This is a genomic window from Mesorhizobium sp. AD1-1, from assembly GCF_020164655.1.
Lineage (GTDB): Bacteria > Pseudomonadota > Alphaproteobacteria > Rhizobiales > Rhizobiaceae > Mesorhizobium > Mesorhizobium ciceri.
On record NZ_JAIUGP010000005.1, the window covers coordinates 79894 to 96140 of the forward strand.

General features: G+C 61.8%; 20 protein-coding genes. 10 read left to right on the forward strand and 10 right to left on the reverse strand.

Going from position 1 to position 16247, the window contains the following annotated elements; translation table 11 throughout:
* The first annotated feature begins 2 nt into the window (after positions 1–2).
* Positions 3–1631, forward strand: a complete 1629-nt coding sequence (locus LB519_RS11975; protein ID WP_224620127.1) for a CHASE domain-containing protein — start codon at positions 3–5, stop codon at positions 1629–1631.
* 95 nt (positions 1632–1726) lie between these two features.
* Here the strand turns inward: LB519_RS11975 and LB519_RS11980 are convergent, their stop codons facing one another.
* The 6 genes from LB519_RS11980 to LB519_RS12005 form a co-directional block, all read right to left on the reverse strand.
* A complete protein-coding gene (locus LB519_RS11980; protein WP_013529278.1) occupies positions 1727–1972 on the reverse strand; it encodes a YMGG-like glycine zipper-containing protein in 246 nt (81 codons plus the stop codon).
* An 83-nt stretch (positions 1973–2055) separates the two neighbouring features.
* Positions 2056–2382, reverse strand: coding sequence for a hypothetical protein (locus tag LB519_RS11985; protein WP_013529279.1), 327 nt, complete (start codon positions 2380–2382; stop codon positions 2056–2058).
* Between the two features lie 121 nt (positions 2383–2503).
* Positions 2504–2683 (reverse strand): hypothetical protein, encoded by a 180-nt coding sequence (locus LB519_RS11990; RefSeq protein ID WP_013529280.1) that lies wholly within the window; start codon positions 2681–2683, stop codon positions 2504–2506.
* A 123-nt stretch (positions 2684–2806) separates the two neighbouring features.
* Positions 2807–3838 (reverse strand): sensor histidine kinase, encoded by a 1032-nt coding sequence (locus tag LB519_RS11995; RefSeq protein ID WP_063169141.1) that lies wholly within the window; start codon positions 3836–3838, stop codon positions 2807–2809.
* 179 nt (positions 3839–4017) lie between these two features.
* Positions 4018–4185, reverse strand: coding sequence for a DUF1328 domain-containing protein (locus LB519_RS12000; protein ID WP_013529282.1), 168 nt, complete (start codon positions 4183–4185; stop codon positions 4018–4020).
* A 226-nt stretch (positions 4186–4411) separates the two neighbouring features.
* A complete protein-coding gene (locus LB519_RS12005) occupies positions 4412–5206 on the reverse strand; it encodes a response regulator (RefSeq protein ID WP_013529283.1) in 795 nt (264 codons plus the stop codon).
* 213 nt (positions 5207–5419) lie between these two features.
* Here LB519_RS12005 and LB519_RS12010 point away from each other — a divergent pair, with 213 nt between their 5' ends.
* Entirely contained in the window at positions 5420–5623 is a 204-nt protein-coding gene (locus tag LB519_RS12010; protein ID WP_032809255.1) for a NepR family anti-sigma factor, read from the forward strand.
* Positions 5624–5626: 3 nt separating this feature from the next.
* A complete protein-coding gene (locus LB519_RS12015; protein WP_013529285.1) occupies positions 5627–6178 on the forward strand; it encodes an RNA polymerase sigma factor in 552 nt (183 codons plus the stop codon).
* A 13-nt stretch (positions 6179–6191) separates the two neighbouring features.
* On the opposite strand, the gene LB519_RS12020 is transcribed toward LB519_RS12015, so the two are convergent.
* Positions 6192–6503, reverse strand: coding sequence for a response regulator (locus LB519_RS12020; RefSeq protein ID WP_050580453.1), 312 nt, complete (start codon positions 6501–6503; stop codon positions 6192–6194).
* A gap of 228 nt (positions 6504–6731) precedes the next feature.
* On the opposite strand from LB519_RS12020, the gene LB519_RS12025 reads away from it, so the two are divergent.
* The 3 genes from LB519_RS12025 to LB519_RS12035 all read left to right on the forward strand — a co-directional run bounded on the left by LB519_RS12025 (position 6732) and on the right by LB519_RS12035 (position 8418).
* The gene (locus LB519_RS12025) at positions 6732–7493 is read left to right on the forward strand and encodes a Crp/Fnr family transcriptional regulator (RefSeq protein WP_063173193.1); all 762 of its coding nucleotides are present in this window, start codon (positions 6732–6734) and stop codon (positions 7491–7493) included.
* A 128-nt stretch (positions 7494–7621) separates the two neighbouring features.
* On the forward strand, positions 7622–7948 hold the full coding sequence (locus LB519_RS12030) for a YqjD family protein (protein WP_013529287.1): 327 nt from the start codon (positions 7622–7624) through the stop codon (positions 7946–7948).
* Positions 7949–7959: 11 nt separating this feature from the next.
* On the forward strand, positions 7960–8418 hold the full coding sequence (locus LB519_RS12035; RefSeq protein WP_224620128.1) for a hypothetical protein: 459 nt from the start codon (positions 7960–7962) through the stop codon (positions 8416–8418).
* Between the two features lie 13 nt (positions 8419–8431).
* Here LB519_RS12035 and LB519_RS12040 read toward each other — a convergent pair whose 3' ends face one another.
* Complete coding sequence (locus LB519_RS12040; protein ID WP_224620217.1) at positions 8432–9907, reverse strand: sensor histidine kinase; 1476 nt, start codon at positions 9905–9907, stop codon at positions 8432–8434.
* A 206-nt stretch (positions 9908–10113) separates the two neighbouring features.
* On the opposite strand from LB519_RS12040, the gene LB519_RS12045 reads away from it, so the two are divergent.
* Positions 10114–10317, forward strand: a complete 204-nt coding sequence (locus tag LB519_RS12045; RefSeq protein ID WP_013529290.1) for a hypothetical protein — start codon at positions 10114–10116, stop codon at positions 10315–10317.
* 29 nt (positions 10318–10346) lie between these two features.
* Here LB519_RS12045 and LB519_RS12050 read toward each other — a convergent pair whose 3' ends face one another.
* Entirely contained in the window at positions 10347–11267 is a 921-nt protein-coding gene (locus tag LB519_RS12050) for a diacylglycerol/lipid kinase family protein (protein ID WP_224620129.1), read from the reverse strand.
* 251 nt (positions 11268–11518) lie between these two features.
* Between LB519_RS12050 and LB519_RS12055 the strand changes: the two genes are divergently transcribed.
* Positions 11519–12838 (forward strand): PRC-barrel domain-containing protein, encoded by a 1320-nt coding sequence (locus LB519_RS12055; protein ID WP_224620130.1) that lies wholly within the window; start codon positions 11519–11521, stop codon positions 12836–12838.
* A gap of 51 nt (positions 12839–12889) precedes the next feature.
* Here LB519_RS12055 and LB519_RS12060 read toward each other — a convergent pair whose 3' ends face one another.
* Complete coding sequence (locus LB519_RS12060; protein WP_224620131.1) at positions 12890–14461, reverse strand: alkaline phosphatase family protein; 1572 nt, start codon at positions 14459–14461, stop codon at positions 12890–12892.
* Between the two features lie 226 nt (positions 14462–14687).
* Here LB519_RS12060 and LB519_RS12065 point away from each other — a divergent pair, with 226 nt between their 5' ends.
* Positions 14688–15620 (forward strand): VOC family protein, encoded by a 933-nt coding sequence (locus tag LB519_RS12065; RefSeq protein WP_063173190.1) that lies wholly within the window; start codon positions 14688–14690, stop codon positions 15618–15620.
* Positions 15621–15624: 4 nt separating this feature from the next.
* A complete protein-coding gene (locus LB519_RS12070) occupies positions 15625–16245 on the forward strand; it encodes an alpha/beta hydrolase (RefSeq protein ID WP_013529295.1) in 621 nt (206 codons plus the stop codon).
* Positions 16246–16247 lie beyond the last annotated feature (2 nt).

Sequence of the window (16247 nt, forward strand, 5' to 3'; positions counted from 1 at the left end):
CGTTGAAGAAGCTTTTCCCGATCATCGCCTTTATCGCCGTCGCGCTGATCAGCATGGTGATGGCAGGTTTTGCCTATTTCGCCACGCAGGAAGCCGCGCGCATCAAGTTCGAGGCGACTGCCGACGATGCGCTCAACCGGATCGAGAGCCGCATCGACCTGCATCTGTCGCTGCTGCGCTCGACGCAGGCCCTGTTCGACGCCCGCAATGGCGGTATTTCTCGCAGTGAGTTCAAGGCGTTCTTCACTGCGCTCGATGTCGACAAGAATTTCGCCGGCTTGCGCGGCATCGGCTTTCTCAGGCTGGCAAAGACGGGCGACGAGGCGACGGTCGAACGCGACATGCTGCACGACTATGGCGTCAGTCATCCAATCTACCCGGACACCACGCAACCCTGGCGCACCCCTATCGTGCTGTTCGAACCGCTGGATCCATCCAATCAGGCCGGCATCGGCTACGACATGTTCAGCGAACCGGTGAGGCGTGTGGCGATCGAAAAGGCGATGTCCGACGACCAGCAGCACGCCAGCGGGCTGGTGCAGCTGGGCCAGGACACGGGCGCCGCGCAGACGTTCACCGGCTTCTTCGTTTTCGTGCGGCTCAATGTCGAAACCGCTCCCGACGTCATCAATGCTTCGAGATCCTCGACATCAGGTTTTCTCTATGCGGCCTTTCGGGCTCGCGATCTGTTCCAGACCGCGCTCAGCCGGTCGCCGCTTTTGCCGGTCAACACCGAAATCTATGATGGCGATGGTGCCGTGAACGGCGACAATCTGTTGTTCCGGTCGGAGACGCCGCCGGCTTCCACTTTCGGGAACAGGCTGCTGGTCACGCGAAAGATCATCGTCGCCGGACAGCCATGGACTGTCCTGTTCCGGCCGACAAGCGCCTTCTCGCAGCCGTCGTCGCGCGCCATTCCGGTGATGCTGGGGCTGTTCGGCCTGCTGTTGGCGGGCGCAATCGCGCTTGTGGCGCGCTATCAGGAGCGGGCCTATGAGGCAGCGTCGCGATTGCACGAAACGACGGAAAAGAGCCTGATCGAAAAAGACCTGATGCTGCAGGAGATGAAGCATCGCATCAAGAATTCGATCACCAGGGTGCTGGCGATCGCGCGTCAGACGGCATCGCGGGCGACCGACGTCAACGAGTTTTCAGCGTCCTTCTCGGCCAGGCTGCAGGCGATGGCGGCCTCCCAGGACATGCTGACGCGCTCACGCTGGCAGAAGGCCGATCTTGGCGATCTCCTGCGCATCGAGCTGGGTCAGGTGTTCGGCAAGGAGCTGCCCGATGAGCTGTTGTCGGGACCACAGGTGCTGCTCGACGAAACCACGACGCAAGCGCTCGGCCTGACCTTCCACGAACTGGCGACGAATGCGCTGAAATACGGCGAGGCCGGCAATTCCGTTGGGGCGCTGAAGGTGGACTGGTCGCTCGAAGGCCGAGGGCGCGACAGGGTGCTGGCTCTCAACTGGCGCGAAAACGGGCAGAAGAAACTTGAAGCGCCCGCCGAGACCGGATTCGGCACCAAGCTGATCGACCTCAACGTGACGCGCGAATTGCGCGGTACGATCAAACGGGATTACCAAGCCAATGGGCTGAACGTGGAAATCAAAATTCCACTCGCCAATTGAGCGCGACCGTTGCCGACAAGGGGGAAGCATCCAGACATCAAAAACCCGGAAGCCGGCGGACCGGCCTCCGGATCGACGTTTCGATTATCGCCGAATTAGTTGCAGCGAGCCGTGTAGATCCGGCCGCGATGATCGCGATATTGGCAATAGCCGTTGCGCAGGTTGCGCACCAGCAGGCCGGAACCGGCACCCACGGCCGCGCCGATCAGCGCGCCCTTACCGCCGCCGACCAAGCCGCCGACACCGGCGCCGATCAAGCCGCCGCCAACCACGTCCTTCTCAGTCGAGGTGCAGCCGCTGACCGCGACCACCGCAACCAGGGCAATAATCATCTTCCGCATAGAGTCACTCCTCACTTTGTGTCCTCACTTTAGTAAGCTCCAGCCGCCATTTAGCATGAAATGACGGCCTTTGCTGCTGCAATCTATTGTTGGTGAAGATAGTCTTTTTCTGGGCGTATCGTGTTCGATGCCATTACCAGGCTGGAAATTGCCAAAGACGCGTCAAGCGTACCATCGGCGCGCACATTCCAGACGATCTGATCATAGTCGTCCTCAAGCGCCGGATCGACCGCAAGGCATTTGGCGACGATGTGGTCAGCCTGCCCTTGCACGTCGCCCAAGACGAATGGGCGTTCGGCCACGCATTGCTCGGCCGTCGCGAAAACGCTTACGGGCACCTGGAGTTCACGGCAGTCGGCCATCGTGTTCGAGCAACCGATGACCAGCAACAATGCAGCGATATGTTCCATGGCGAGAAGTCCTCTCGCCATAGTAACGGTCTATATTCGCCAAAGTTCCTGGCTGGCTTGATCGGCCGGGGAAATAAGATGGCGCTACAGCCGATTCGGCCACCGGCCGAAACGAGGTGGCCTAGTAGACCAGTTGGTGCAGGGCGACCGCCATGATCACCGCCACCAAGGCCAGCGCAACAAGGCGCAAAGCTCCGTTGGGAACAGGAGCCAGCGGTGGCGCGGAAGCCTCGGAGTCCTCAAACTCGCCCATGGAAATCCGGGCGGCCTGCTCCAGTCTGTTCATGTCGGCAACCGTCAAGGCATTCCTCCCACCATACTGCAAATCCTGCTGCGGAAATGTTCGGTGATGCAACAAGTTCCAGCGGTATCTGGGAAAAACAGCATCTGCTTTTATGGTGAACGGCGGGTTAAGGAAGGTCGCTCAATCCGTCTCGAAATTGCCGTGCGGAACGACAAGGCGGTATTCAAGGCGGCCAGCCGCGATTTCGAGCGTCGCCGTTCCGTTCAGTGACGCCGGCACGACCCGTTCGAGTGCGACGCTTCCGAAGCGCTTCTCGCTACGCCTGACATCACTGGCGCCGATTGCCTCCGCCCATGTCAGGGACAGGGAGGTTCCCGTGTCGTCGGCGGTCAGGTTGGCTGTAACATTGACGTACCCGCCGGGCCGCGACAGGGCGCCGTAGCTCACCGAATTGACGGCGAGTTCATGCATCGCAAGGCCGATATGCAAGGCAGCGTTGGGATTGAGATAGGGGTTTGCCCCCTGAAACCTCAGGCTCCGAACCGGATCGCCGCCATAGCGGCCAACCTGGCCCGACACGAGCTCGCGAAGTGCTGCACCCCGCCAGTTGGAAGAGGTCACGAGATCCTGGGACGAGGCCAGCGATTGCAGCCGGCCGCGAAAGCGTGTCAGGAAATCGCCGATGCTGTCGGAGTAGCGGCCGGTCTGGGTGGCTATGCTCTGGATGATCGCCAGCAGGTTTTTGGAGCGATGGCTCACCTCTCGCAACAGCGTCGTCAGGGTCTGCTCGCGGCGCTTCTGCTCCGTCGTCTCGACCATCGTGGTGACGACGCCTTGCACGGTGCCACCATCGCCGTGATCGGCATCGATCCACACCTCGAACCAGCGGCTGCCATCCTCGACGGGAACGCTGATCTCGAGACGTTGGGGGTTGCCGGATGCAATGACGTCGCGCTTGGCCGCGCCGATGCGGTCGGCCTGCGCCTCCGGCAGGATGCCGATGCTGTCGGCGGTGTCCGAAACCCAAGGCGCACGCATGTTGCGCGCCCATACGGTTTTCATCTCGCGATCCTGGTAGAGAACGGAAATGCCGGCATTGTGCAACGCGTGAAGAAGAGCACGGCCGAGCTGCATGCCGCTGTCGGCGGGATGGAGGGCGATGACTTCATCGCTTTGCACGGCGTCTTTCCTGTTTCCGGTCCTGGAACCCATCGGCCAATCTGTCCACCCAATTCAGGCTGAACGGCTCATCGTTGAATGGGTTCCAAACAGGTTTCCGGAAAACCCGCCGCCAAAAACGGTCCGCCGGACGGCGTCCTTTGAGGGACACCGCCCGGCGGTGGCTGGAAACCGTTTGAGGGGTGCGGCTTCCAGTGTTCGGCCGTCCGCCCTTACGAAGCCCGTTTGAACAGGCCCGCAAGAAGCGAAATGACCAGGAAGGCGAGGAAGATGAAAAACAATATCTGCGCTATGCCGGCGGAGGTACCGGCGATGCCGCCGAAACCAAGCGCGCCGGCGATGATGGCAACGACGAGAAATACGAGCGCCCAGTAAAGCATGATCCATCTCCTTCGAATGGTGCGATGAAAACGTGGGTGGTTGCGGTTTGTTCCCACCCTTTGCCGAAAAAGACCGTGCTTGCAAATCGTTCGAGCGGAACCGCAGGAATTCACCGTCGCCGCCCGGGTGCATCAGGCGGCACGAAGTGACGAATTGATCATCTGGAGAGATTCGGGAGCGAGGCTATCGCCTTGGGTTCGTCAATTTCTCACTCCCAATTCCCGACTATGCGGCGGCTTTCGCCTGCCGGTCAAAGAACAGTGCCTGGCTGATCAGCGCCTTGACCATGTCGGGATTGAACGGCTTGGTGACCAGGAAGGCCGGTTCCGGTCGTTCACCAGTCAACAGGCGCTCGGGGAAGGCGGTGATGAAGATGACCGGCACCGACGTCGATGACAGGATTTCGTTCACGGCCTCGATGCCGGAACTGCCGTCGGCAAGCTGGATGTCGGCCAGCACCATCTTCGGCCGCGTCTTGCCGAACATCATCACTGCCTCGGCATGGGTGCGCGCCGTTCCAACGACGCGGTGCCCGAGGCTCTCGACCATTTCTTCGATATCCATGGCGATCAGCGGTTCATCCTCGATGATCAGAACGTCGGTTGCCACCTGACGGGATATCTCGTTGCTCGCCTGGGCAAGCAACTCTGAAAACTCCTGGTCACCGACGTCAAGGATCTCAGCCGCTTCCTCCTCGCTGAAGCCTTCGACCGCCACGAGCAGGAAGGCCTGACGGGGCCGTGGTGCAATCGCATTCAGATTGGCGGCGGTGCGCTGTTCCCACGCCGATTGCGCCTGTTCCTGTGGAACGCGGATGGCGACCGATGTGAAAAGCTTGGCGAAAACCTTGTACAACGCGATGCGGTCGCTCGATGCTTCGGGAAATATCTCGATATCGGCGATGATGGCTTCAAGCATCGCAGCGACCAGCGCGTCACCACTCTCTTGCGACCCGGAAACAGCCCGCGAGAAACGGCGCAGGAAGGGCAGATGTGGTGCGATGGTGGCGGATAAGCTCATGGTAAGACGTCTCCCTCAGAATGACGCGATTGCGTAGCAGGTCAAGCTGACTGCAAGCCCTGATAACGCGGATTTTTTGAAAAAGTTCCACCTCGACGGAACAAAAGCCGGGGAGTGGCGTTTGTGGTGGGGATGGGCAACCAGACGAGGGCGCCGCTTGCGTTGTGTTGAGTACGGTAAGAGCGGCTTGAGCGCTGGGAATACAAGGGCAAAATGAAGGATATGACGAAAGATATTCTGACTGGCGCCGAGAGCAGGCGCCGGAACGGTTCTGGTGACGCTCTTGGGCCGAATTCCGAAATCGGACGCAAACTCAAACAATATTACGACGCGCTGGTCTCCGACGATGTGCCGGATCGCTTTTCGCAGTTGCTTAGCCAACTGGAACAGGCTGAACCCGCACAGAAGAAGGACTGAGGCATGGCCGCGGTCTCACAAGGCTTCAAGACTGATCTGCTTGGGGCAATCCCAAGTCTGCGCGCGTTTGCCGTGTCGCTGACGCAAAATGCCGATAAAGCCGACGACCTCGTCCAGGAAACACTCGTCAAGGCTTGGGACAAGCATGAGAGCTTCCAGCCCGGCACCAATCTCAAGGCCTGGCTTTTCACCATCCTGCGCAACGAGTTCTATTCGCAAATGCGCAAGCGCGGGCGCGAAGTGCAGGACAGCGACGGTATCATGACGGCCAGGCTTGCCGTTCATCCGGCCCAGCACGGCCAACTCGACCTTAAGGACTTTCGCGGGGCGCTGGAGCAATTGCCGGAGGACCAACGCGAAGCCATCATCCTCATCGGCGCATCTGGTTTCTCCTACGAGGAGGCCGCGGAGATCTGCGGCTGCGCGGTGGGGACGATCAAGAGCCGCGTCAGCCGAGCCCGTACCCGCTTGCAGGAGATCCTGAAAATATCAGGTGAGGACGAGTATGGTCCGGACGCGATTTCGGCCCAGGTAACGAGTTCGCCGGCGAGCTGATCGCGATCGTGTCTCAAGCGCGTCCGCAGGCCGCCGCGACCGCTTGCACCAGGTCTTCGCCTGAATAGGGTTTGCCAACCAGCCTGACGCCCGGAAACGATGCCTTGATTTCATCGGCATCCGAATAGCCGGACGCAAACACGAAAGGTATGCCTGCCGCGCGCAGCCCGGAAGCGAAATCGATCGTCGAGGCGCCGCCCAGCATCAAGTCGACAATGGCTGCATCGAATCGCGTGGCGACTTCCCGGCCATCGACCTCGGTCAGGTCACGGGCGATCACCACCTCATCGGCGCCATGATCGCGGCAAAGTTGCTCGACATCCATGGCGATGAGAAATTCGTCCTCCAAAACGAGAATCCGCAATCCGTCAAGCAATGTGGGCACAGGCAAAGACTCCTTGAAACGCCGGAGTCATGATCGCTAATTGGCTTGCTGTCATTTAAAAAAGACATGTGGCCAGCGGGCGGAACCTCAATCCTTGCAACGCGTTGAAACGCGGCTCTCCAAGAGCGGCTTTCGAAGGGGGTCGAGCGGGCTTTCGAAGGGGGCGAAATGTCAGTCCAGAACAATAACGCTTTCTCCAGCCGCCAATATCCCTGCGAGAACTGCCCATTGCGGCCGTTGCCGGTTTTCCGCGACTTCGAAAAACAGGAGCTGGCCTTCATCAGCAAATTCAAGAAGGGTGAACTCGCGGTCGACAAGGGCGACACGGTGCTGGTGGAGGGAAGCCATAGCGCCCATCTCTACACCGTGCTCTCCGGCTGGGCGTTTCGCTACAAGCTGCTGCGGGATGGCCGTCGCCAGATCCTCAATTATCTCATGCCCGGCGATCTGATCGGCCTGCAAGGCAGTGTGATGGGCGAGATGCAGCATTCCGTCGAGGCACTCTCACCGATGCTGCTGTGTGTTTTCGAGCGCGAATATCTGCACGAGCTGTACCGCAATCATCCCGGGCTGGCCTACGACATCACCTGGATCGCATCGCGCGAGGAGCGGATGCTGGACGAGAATCTGCTCAGCCTCGGGCGCCGCAGTGCGATCGAGCGCGCCGCCTATCTCATCGCCTTCATCGGTAGCCGGGCCAAGGTCGTCGGACTGAATGGCAGCCAATCCGTCCAGATACCGATCACGCAGCAGCACATTGCCGATACGCTCGGCCTGTCGCTGGTTCACACCAACAAGACGATCCGCAAGCTGATGGATCGCAAGCTGATCGTCTGGCGCGACGGCGGCTGCGCGGTCTCCGACAATGAAGGGCTCAAGCGGCTCGCCGGCTGGGAAGGGCTGGGCGAGGCGCGCCGGCCACTAATCTGAGGAAGCGTCTTTTTGCGAAGCCGGCGGATCGGGTGCGCGCCGATGCGTTTTCGGCTACTTTGTCCGCAGTGCCGGAACCATGAGGCGCGCAGCGCGTTTGAAACCGAGCAATCACAAGGAGTTAAGCCATGGCCACTGCCGCAGGAAAGACCGCAACCGACGCCCGTGCAAATGCGGACCTGGAAGCCGACATCAGGCAGTTGAAGGCCGACATCGACAAGCTCACCAAACAACTGGCCAAGACCGGCGAGCATGGCTATGGCACCGCGCGCCGTGCAGCGACAGAAGGGGTCGAGCAGTTGCGCGCGCAGGGCGAAGCAGCCTTTGACAGCTTGCGCAGCAATGCCAAGGACATCGAAGCGCAGATGATGGCAAGCGTGCGTGAAAAGCCGGTGACGTCACTGGCAATCGCCGCTGGCGTCGGCTTCCTTTTCGCGCTCATCGCGCGTCGCTAGTCGCGCTACAGATGGGAATGTTGGCAACCCTGATCTCGGGCCTCGCCTCGGGGGAAACCGTGGCCGCCGTTCATCGGGCGCGCACGGCGGCAATCGTCTATGTGATCGCCATGGCCGCTGCGCTTTGCGGTCTCGGCTTTCTGGTCGGGGCCGCCTATATCTGGACGGCGATGCGCTACGGGTCGCTTGCCGCCGCGCTGGGGTTTGGCGCCGGTTTCCTGGTGCTCGGCGGACTTATCCTGCTGATCTACCGGATATCCGCAGGTTCGCGCGCCCGGCGCCGGGCGCAGCGCCACAATGCCGACATGAAGGCGATCGGCGTCACCGCCGCACTCGCCGTGCTGCCGAGCCTGCTCAAGGGAAAAGGCGGTCTCGGCGCCATTCTGGGGCCGGCCGTGGCGCTCGCGGCCTACGCCATCTACCGCGAGAATGTGAAATCCGACGATCCGGATGAGAGCGAGCGGACGTAGAGCTGTTGGGAGATCACTTCGACAGCTCTTCCAGGGGCATCGATATTTCGGCAAACACGCCTTCCGGCCGGAATTCATGGGTCACTTCGCTGGAAATAACCTTGGCCAGGCTGCGGCGAATGAGGATAGAGCCGAAGCCTTGCCGATCCGGCGGAGCGACTTGCGGCCCGCCGCTTTCGCGCCAGGTCAGCACAAGACGCCGGGCATCCTTCCTGCCTTGCGTCCTCCAGCCGAGGTCGACCCTGCCTGACGGCACCGACAGCGAGCCATATTTCAGCGCGTTGCTGGCGAGTTCATGCAGGATCAGGCCAAGCCCGACGGCCTGGTCGGGCGACAGCAGCAGGTCGTCGCCGGAGATCGTCATGCGCGGCTGCTCGGCCGTTTCGAAAGGTCTGACCTCGATCTGGACGAGTTCACTGATGCCGATGCCACGCCACTCGCGGTCCGACAACAGATTGTGGGCGATGCCCAAGGCCTGAAGCCTGGCGCCGAAGGCCTCGAGGAACTGGCTTGGCTGGCGGGCATGGCGCACGGTCTGGGTTGCCAGCGCCTGGACGGTCGCCAGAGTGTTCTTGACGCGATGGTTGAGTTCACGCAGCAGCAGCCGTTGCCGTTCGTCGCCGAGCTTGCGCTCGGAGATGTCGTAATTGACGCCGAAGATCAATGTCGGCTTGCCGTCGCCGTCACGCTCGATCACACGGCCGCGCGTGGCGAGCCAGCGCGGCGGGTGAAAGCCCTTCACCCGGTATTCGCCGAAATAGTCGTCGCTGCCGGTCAAGGCGTCGCGAAAGCGGGTTTCGGTCTGGTAGACGTCGCGCGGATCGATGGCGGTGAGGATGTCGCGTGCGCGCAGCCGGTTGGAGCGCGGCAGGTTGAACAGCTCCGACATCAATGTGTCGCATTCGATGACATCGGTGCGGATATCCCATGCCCAGCTGGCGAGCGAGGCCGCATCGAGTGCGATGGCGCGTCGTTTTTCCTCGCGCGCAAGTGCGGCCTCGGCGATCGCGCCGCTGCGGGTTGCGTCCTTTAGGGTGAACAGGCTGGCGGCGAGGCCGGCGAGCGCCTTCAACTGGTCGAGCTCGGCTCGGGATGGAAAACCATGCGGCTCGCGGTCGAGCACGCACAGCGTGCCGATGCGGGCACCTGCCACGATCATCGGCGCGCCGGCATAGAAGCGGACATGGTGCTTTCCGGTGACCAGCGGGTTGGTCTTGAAACGGGGGTCCGCCGTTGCATCCACGACCACCATCGGCTCGTCGCCTGCGGCAATCGCATGGGCGCAGAAGGAGACGTTGGTCGCGGTTTCGGTCTCGTCCAGGCCGAAGCAGGATTTGAACCAATGTCGTTCAAGGTCGACGAGTGTGACCAGGGCCATCGGCACCTGCATCACCGTTGCGGCAAGGCTGCTGACGCGGTCGAAATCGGGGTCGGCCGCCGTATCCAGCATCTCCAATCCGTGTAGCACGGCCAGCCGGTCGACATCCATGACTGCTAGCGCAACTTCGGCCGGCAGATCGGGTGCTGTTTGCGTCTTGCCAATCACCCCAATTGCCTCGTCCCGGTCTTCGTCGCCGCATGCTTGCGCTGGTGCAAGGCCAGCACGCTTTTCCGGAACCATCCTAGCGAGGAACCGTTACCCGACCATGATTCGCCGGGCGCGCCAGTTGGTGCAGAATGAGACAGGGATCGAGCATGGCCAAGATCATTCCAGAAAACAAGGCGCGGCAGGGGCGATGGGGCTGGCATGGATTTCGGATCCTGATCGCCGCACTGCTTCTGGTGTTTGCTGCATGGGGCATTGCCGAGATCTATGGTGTGTTGATCAAGGCGCCTAACAGCGATGAACAGCATGTCCCCACACCGCCCAACACCACCGAGCAGGCTCCTGCCGGGTAAAGCCGGTCTGTCCGTTGCGTCGCACCTCATCAGGCGGCTCTCGACTGGGCCACGCTCGCCGGAACCAATACATTCAGTGCGCCAGGCTGGATCTCGATTACCGTTTCACGGTCAAGCCTGACCAGTTCGCCGTCCATGACGGCGCGAAATTTGCGGCTGCCCGAATGGATTTTCAGCACCGTTCTGTTTGTCTGGTGGATTTCGACATGTTCGTTGTCGCGCCATTTGCCGCGCGCCATGTTGAAGAAGAACTTGACCAGTTCGGCGCGCTGCTTCGCCACCGTGACATAGACACCGAGCACGCCGCCCGCAGGATTGTCGGCATAAGGCAGATGGCCTTCGCCGAATAAGTTGTTGGTGATGCCGATGCCGGTGATGCGTGCCGCCATTTCGGCATCGCCGATGCTGAGCGTCACATTCATCGCAGGTGGATTGTTGATCGTTGCCCAAGCCGCCTTGGCCGAGGCGCGGATCTTTCCCAACCGCGAACCGAACTCCATCTTCTGGCGCAGTTGCACCATCTTCGCGTGCATGCCGATCGAGAACTGGTGCACGAAAGGTTGGCCATTGGCCGTCGCCACATCGACAGCAATGATTTCGCCGTCGGCGAAGGATTTCAGCGCCCCGTCGAGCGACTGCGGAATGCCCAACCCGCGTGCGAACAGGTTCATGGTGCCGGCTGGCAATATGGCAAGCGCCTTCTTCGTGCCCATCAGTCGGGCGGCCGCGGCGGAAATGGTCCCGTCGCCGCCACCCGCCAGCACGATGTCGACCGAGCGACGCGAAGCTGCGTTGTCCAGCGTCTCCACCACATCCTTGCCGGCGACAATTTCGATGCTGAGCGAGTGGCCTGCCGTTTCCAACGTCTGATGCATCCTGTCGGAGAAAGCGGCGAGGTCGGTGGTGCGCAAAGTGCCGCCGTCCCGGTTCAGCACCGCTGCAAATCTCATGCCCCGCTCCACCAGGTCAGCCAAAAGGCGGCCGGGATATACCCAGCCAACGGCTGAAACGCGGCGTCGACAGAAAGGTTCCTCTTGCCACGGGGTGACTACCCCAGCGGCTCAATAATTTCCGTGGTTTCGTTCCCGGACCGCAGCGCTTTGTCGGAACAACTGACCCGGTCACGACGTTGTGAACCTGTAGATGCCGCGTTCCCCAAGGAAGACGCGGCGCATGAGATCAGGCACGAGGAGAGACTACCATGATCCGCAATCTTTTAGCCACGACGGCGCTCGCAACCCTTGTCGCGACCGGCGCCTATGCGCAGAACGCAACAAATACGGCGCCTGCCACGCCCGCCGTCCAGGAGCCCGCCGCCGCTCCTGTGGCACGCGCAGAGGGCAGCATCGTCACCAACATCATCGGTGAGTCCGTCTACAACGGCACCGGCGACGATGCCGAAAACATCGGCAAGGTCAGCGACGTCGTGTTCGACAAGGATGGGCAGGCGAAATCCGTTGTCATCGACGTCGGCGGTTTTCTGGGTGTCGGCGCCAAAAGCGTTGCTTTCGACTACGGCAAGCTGCAGTGGGCCGAAAAGAATGGCGACCGCTGGTTGGTGGCCCAGACGACCAAGGACGAACTGACGGCGCAGGCAGAATTCGATAAAAAGCCTTACAGCCCGACCCCAGCACCTGCGGCATCGACCGACGCAACAGCGCCGGCAGCACCCGCGACGACGGACACAGCGCAAAAGCCTGTCGACATGAACGCCGCTTCGGCAGAACCAGTCAAGCGCGCCGACGGCAATCTCGCCACCAACATCATCGGGGAAAACGTCTACAACGGCACCGGCGATGACGCCCAGAACATCGGCGACGTCAACGACATTGTGCTGACCAAGGATGGCAAGGCGCAGTACTTGGTCATCGGCGTCGGCGGTTTCCTAGGCCTTGGCGCCAAGAACGTCACCTATGACTTCTCGAAGGCGCAGTGGGCCGAGAAGAATGGCGACCGCTGGCTGGTCGCCCAGACCACCAAGGAAGAATTGCAGGCGCAGCCGGATTTCAACCGCAAGGCCTATGACCCGGCGCCGGCAACGACGGCTTCGAATGCGCCGGCAGCAGTCGCGCCCGCCGCAGCCCCTGCCGTCGCTCCGTCCGACAAGACGGCACAGGCTCCGGCGCCCACGACCCCCGATGCCTCGGCTCCGGACCAGACAAAGACCGCAGCCATCGACAAGTCGACGCTGACCGAGATGCCGGTTGGTGAGATTCGCGCCGATGACCTCAAGGGCACGACTGTCTATGGCGCCAACGACGCCAAGGTCGGCGAGATCGGCGATGTCGTGCTTGCGCCCGACAAGAAGGCCGATGCGGTGATCGTCGATGTCGGTGGCTTCCTCGGCCTTGGCGAGAAGGAAGTCGCGGTCGGCATGGATAATCTCAAATTCATGACCGACAAGGCGGGCAACAAATACCTGTACACGACCTTCACCAAGGAACAGCTCGAGGCACAAACCGCCTATGACAAGGGCAGCTATGCCGAGAAGCGCGATCAGCAGCGCATGATCGTCAGGTAGTTTCCACCCAGTCGGATACAGGCCCGCGCCGGCAACGATGCGGGCCTGTGTTCATGTGTGGCGTGGAGGCAGGCCAGCGGCGTGGCCGACGAGGCCGTTCTCGGTCAATTCGGCCAGTGCCAGCGATTGATCGAGATGTTCGGCCCGCCAGGCGAGCAGTCGTTCGGCGAATTCCAGCCGCACGGCGAGATGGCTGGGGTCGGCCGCGAGGTTGTCCAATTCGTCCGGATCGTTTTCCAGATCGAACAGCAGCGGCGGCAGGTTGCCGCCGAAATGCACATATTTGAAACGCTCCGTGCGGATAACGGCGAGATTACATTGGCGTGAGGCGATGCCGAAATGGCGTTCGGCCTCGCCCGCGGCAACCGAGCGGAAATCGAACTCCCAATGCGCGGCATCGCGCCACGCCGCAGGGGTTTCCCCGCTCAGGAACGGCTTCAGCGACCTGCCGTCGAGATGCGGCGCGGGCTCTTCGCCGAGCAGGTCGAGAAACGTCGGCAAAATGTCGACCGCTTCCGTGAAGCTGTCGACCTTGCCGCCGGCCGCCTTGCCGTGGCGCGGATCGTGGATGATCAGCGGAATGTGGTAGCTGCCGTCGAAATAGCCGCCCTTGCCCAGCATGAAATGGTCGCCCATCATCTCGGCATGGTCCGAGGTCAGCACGATGATGGTGTCGTCCCACGCGCCGGCCGCCTTGACCGCTTGCCAGATGCGGCCGAGCTGGGCGTCGACCTCGGAAATCATGCCGTAATAGATCGCGCGGAGGACGCGAAAATCGTCTTCGCTCCAGTCGTGCACCTTGCCTCTGGCTTCGGGGCGAAATTTCATCTGTTTCTGCCGGCCGAGATCATAGGCTAGATAGGGATGGTTTTCCGCCTCCTCCTGCCAGCTTGCCGCGCGCCGGAAGGCCGGGCCGTCAGCCGGATCGTACATTGTGTTGTAGGGCTCCGGCACTATGAAGGGCGGGTGCGGGCTGATGAAGGAAACATGCGCGAACCACGGCGCGGCGTGCTCCTGTTCGCCAAGCCAACGCGCGAATTCGCCGGTCAGGAAGGCCGCCGGGGTTTGCTGCCCGGAGTAGACGGGCGGCGCGTTGCCGACAGTGGTCCCGACCGCGCCGTCGGCCACCGGGCGATGGATGTCGGGAGATCCGGCGCTGGCGTCGACACCTTGCAGCTCCAGCCAGGATAGCCATTGCTTCTGATGCTCGGGCAGCAACTGGCGCACCGTAAAGCCCGGCAGCACGCCTTCATAGCTTTGCAGCCGCGGATCGCCCGGCGCCAGCAGGCGCGGATCGAGCGACACATCGGTGTAGCCGAACAGCGTCGGATCATAGCCCAGGGCGCGAGCCGAAAGCGCAATGTTGCCGTGGCGAGCGTCGAGCGGCGTGCCATTGCGGCAGACGCGGTTGTTCATCTGGTAGAGGCCGGTATAGAGGCAGGCGCGGGCGGGCGAGCAGGGCGCCGCGCCGCCATAATGCCGCTTGAACAGCACGCCCTCCGCGGCCAAAGCGTCGGCATTCGGCGTTCGCACGACCGGATGACCGGCGGCGGACAGACAATCGCCGCGCCACTGGTCGCATGTGATCAGGAGAATGTTAGGCCGCCTGGCTTTTCCAGTCACTCACGATACCTTTGTCCCAGGATGTCGAACGCCGTTTATGGAACCGAATTCTGGCCATGGCGCAAGTCTGACCTGCGAGCCAATTGGTGAACGAACCTTGTTTCATCGTTCACTTTTATGACACAGTCCATTCTGTGTTTGCCGCCTTTGCGGAAACTGCCCTGGTCCTCATATTGGCGTGGACAGCGGCGAGGGCCGCACATGTACCAAGGGAAGGAGCAAGACAATGCTCGACCAGATCAAGGGCCTGCATCACGTCACGTCGATGGCCAGGGATGCCCGCCAGAACAACGATTTCTTCACCAGGAAACTCGGTCAGCGCCGGGTCAAGAAGACCGTCAATTTCGACGCGCCCGATGTTTACCACCTTTATTACGGTGACGAGGCCGGTACGCCGGGTTCGGTGATGACCTATTTCCCCTTCCCCGACATCGGCAAGGGCCGGCATGGGGTCGGGGAAGTCGGAACCACCGTCTACTCGGTGCCGGAAGGCACGCTTGGCTATTGGGAAAAACGCTTTGCCGATGAGGGCGTCACCGGCCTCTCGCGCGAAGAAACCTTCGGTGAGAAGCGCCTGGCTTTTGCCGGACCGGATGGTGACGGCTTCGCGCTGGTCGAGTGCAAGAGCGACAGCAGAGCACCCTGGTCGAAAGGCGGCGTTCCCACGGATGAGGCGATCCGAGGCTTTCATTCCGTGTCGCTCAGGCTGAAAGATGGCGGCGCCACGGAAGAGCTGCTGAAGTTCATGGGCTATGAGGAAGTCGACAAGTCCGGCAATCTCAGGCGGCTGGCGGTGAAGAACGGCAATGGCGCCGATGTCATCGACATCGAATCGCTGCCGAGCACTGCCTTCGCCGATCTCGGCGCCGGCTCCGTCCATCACGTCGCCTTCGCGGTCGAGAACCGCGCCAGGCAGCTGGAAGTACGCAAGGCGTTGATGGACACCGGCTATGGGGTGACGCCGGTGATCGACCGCGACTACTTCTGGGCGATCTATTTCCGCACACCGGGTGGCGTGCTGTTCGAAGTCGCCACCAACGAGCCGGGTTTCGATCGCGACGAGGATACCGCTCATCTGGGCGAGGCGCTGAAGCTGCCGACGCAGCACCAGCACCTGCGGCCCTATCTCGAACAGCATCTGCAGAAGTTGGAAGGCTGAGGCCATGAGCAAGGACGCTTACATCCACAAGGTGCTGCCCGGTTCGCCGGGCGGTCCATTGCTGTTCGTCTTCCATGGCACGGGAGGCGATGAGAATCAGCTTTTGTCGCTGGGGCGCGATCTCGCGCCCCAGGCAACCATCGTCTCGCCGCGCGGTGATGTGTCGGAACAAGGTGCCGCGCGCTTCTTTCGCCGCGCCGCCGAGGGCATCTACGATATGGACGACCTGGCGCGGGCGACGACCAAGATGGCGGGCTTCGTCAAGGCCCATGTTGAAGCAGCGAAGCCATCGGCCGTGCTGGGTCTCGGCTATTCCAACGGCGCCAATGTCCTGGCCTCGGTGGTGTTCGTGGTTCCAGCGCTGTTCGACGCGTCGGTGCTGATGCATCCGCTGATCCCGTTCGAACCCGAGGTCAAGGGCAGCCTCGCCGGCCGCCATATCCTGGTGACCGCCGGCAAGCGCGATCCGATCTGCCCGCCGAACCTGACCACGCGGCTCGAGGCCTATTTGCGTGCCGACGGCGCCGATGTCACAGTGGAATGGCACGATGGCGGGCACGAGGTGCGGCCAAACGAGATCGAGGCGGCACGGCGGTTCTTTGCCGATACTGCCCAAGGAGCATAGCA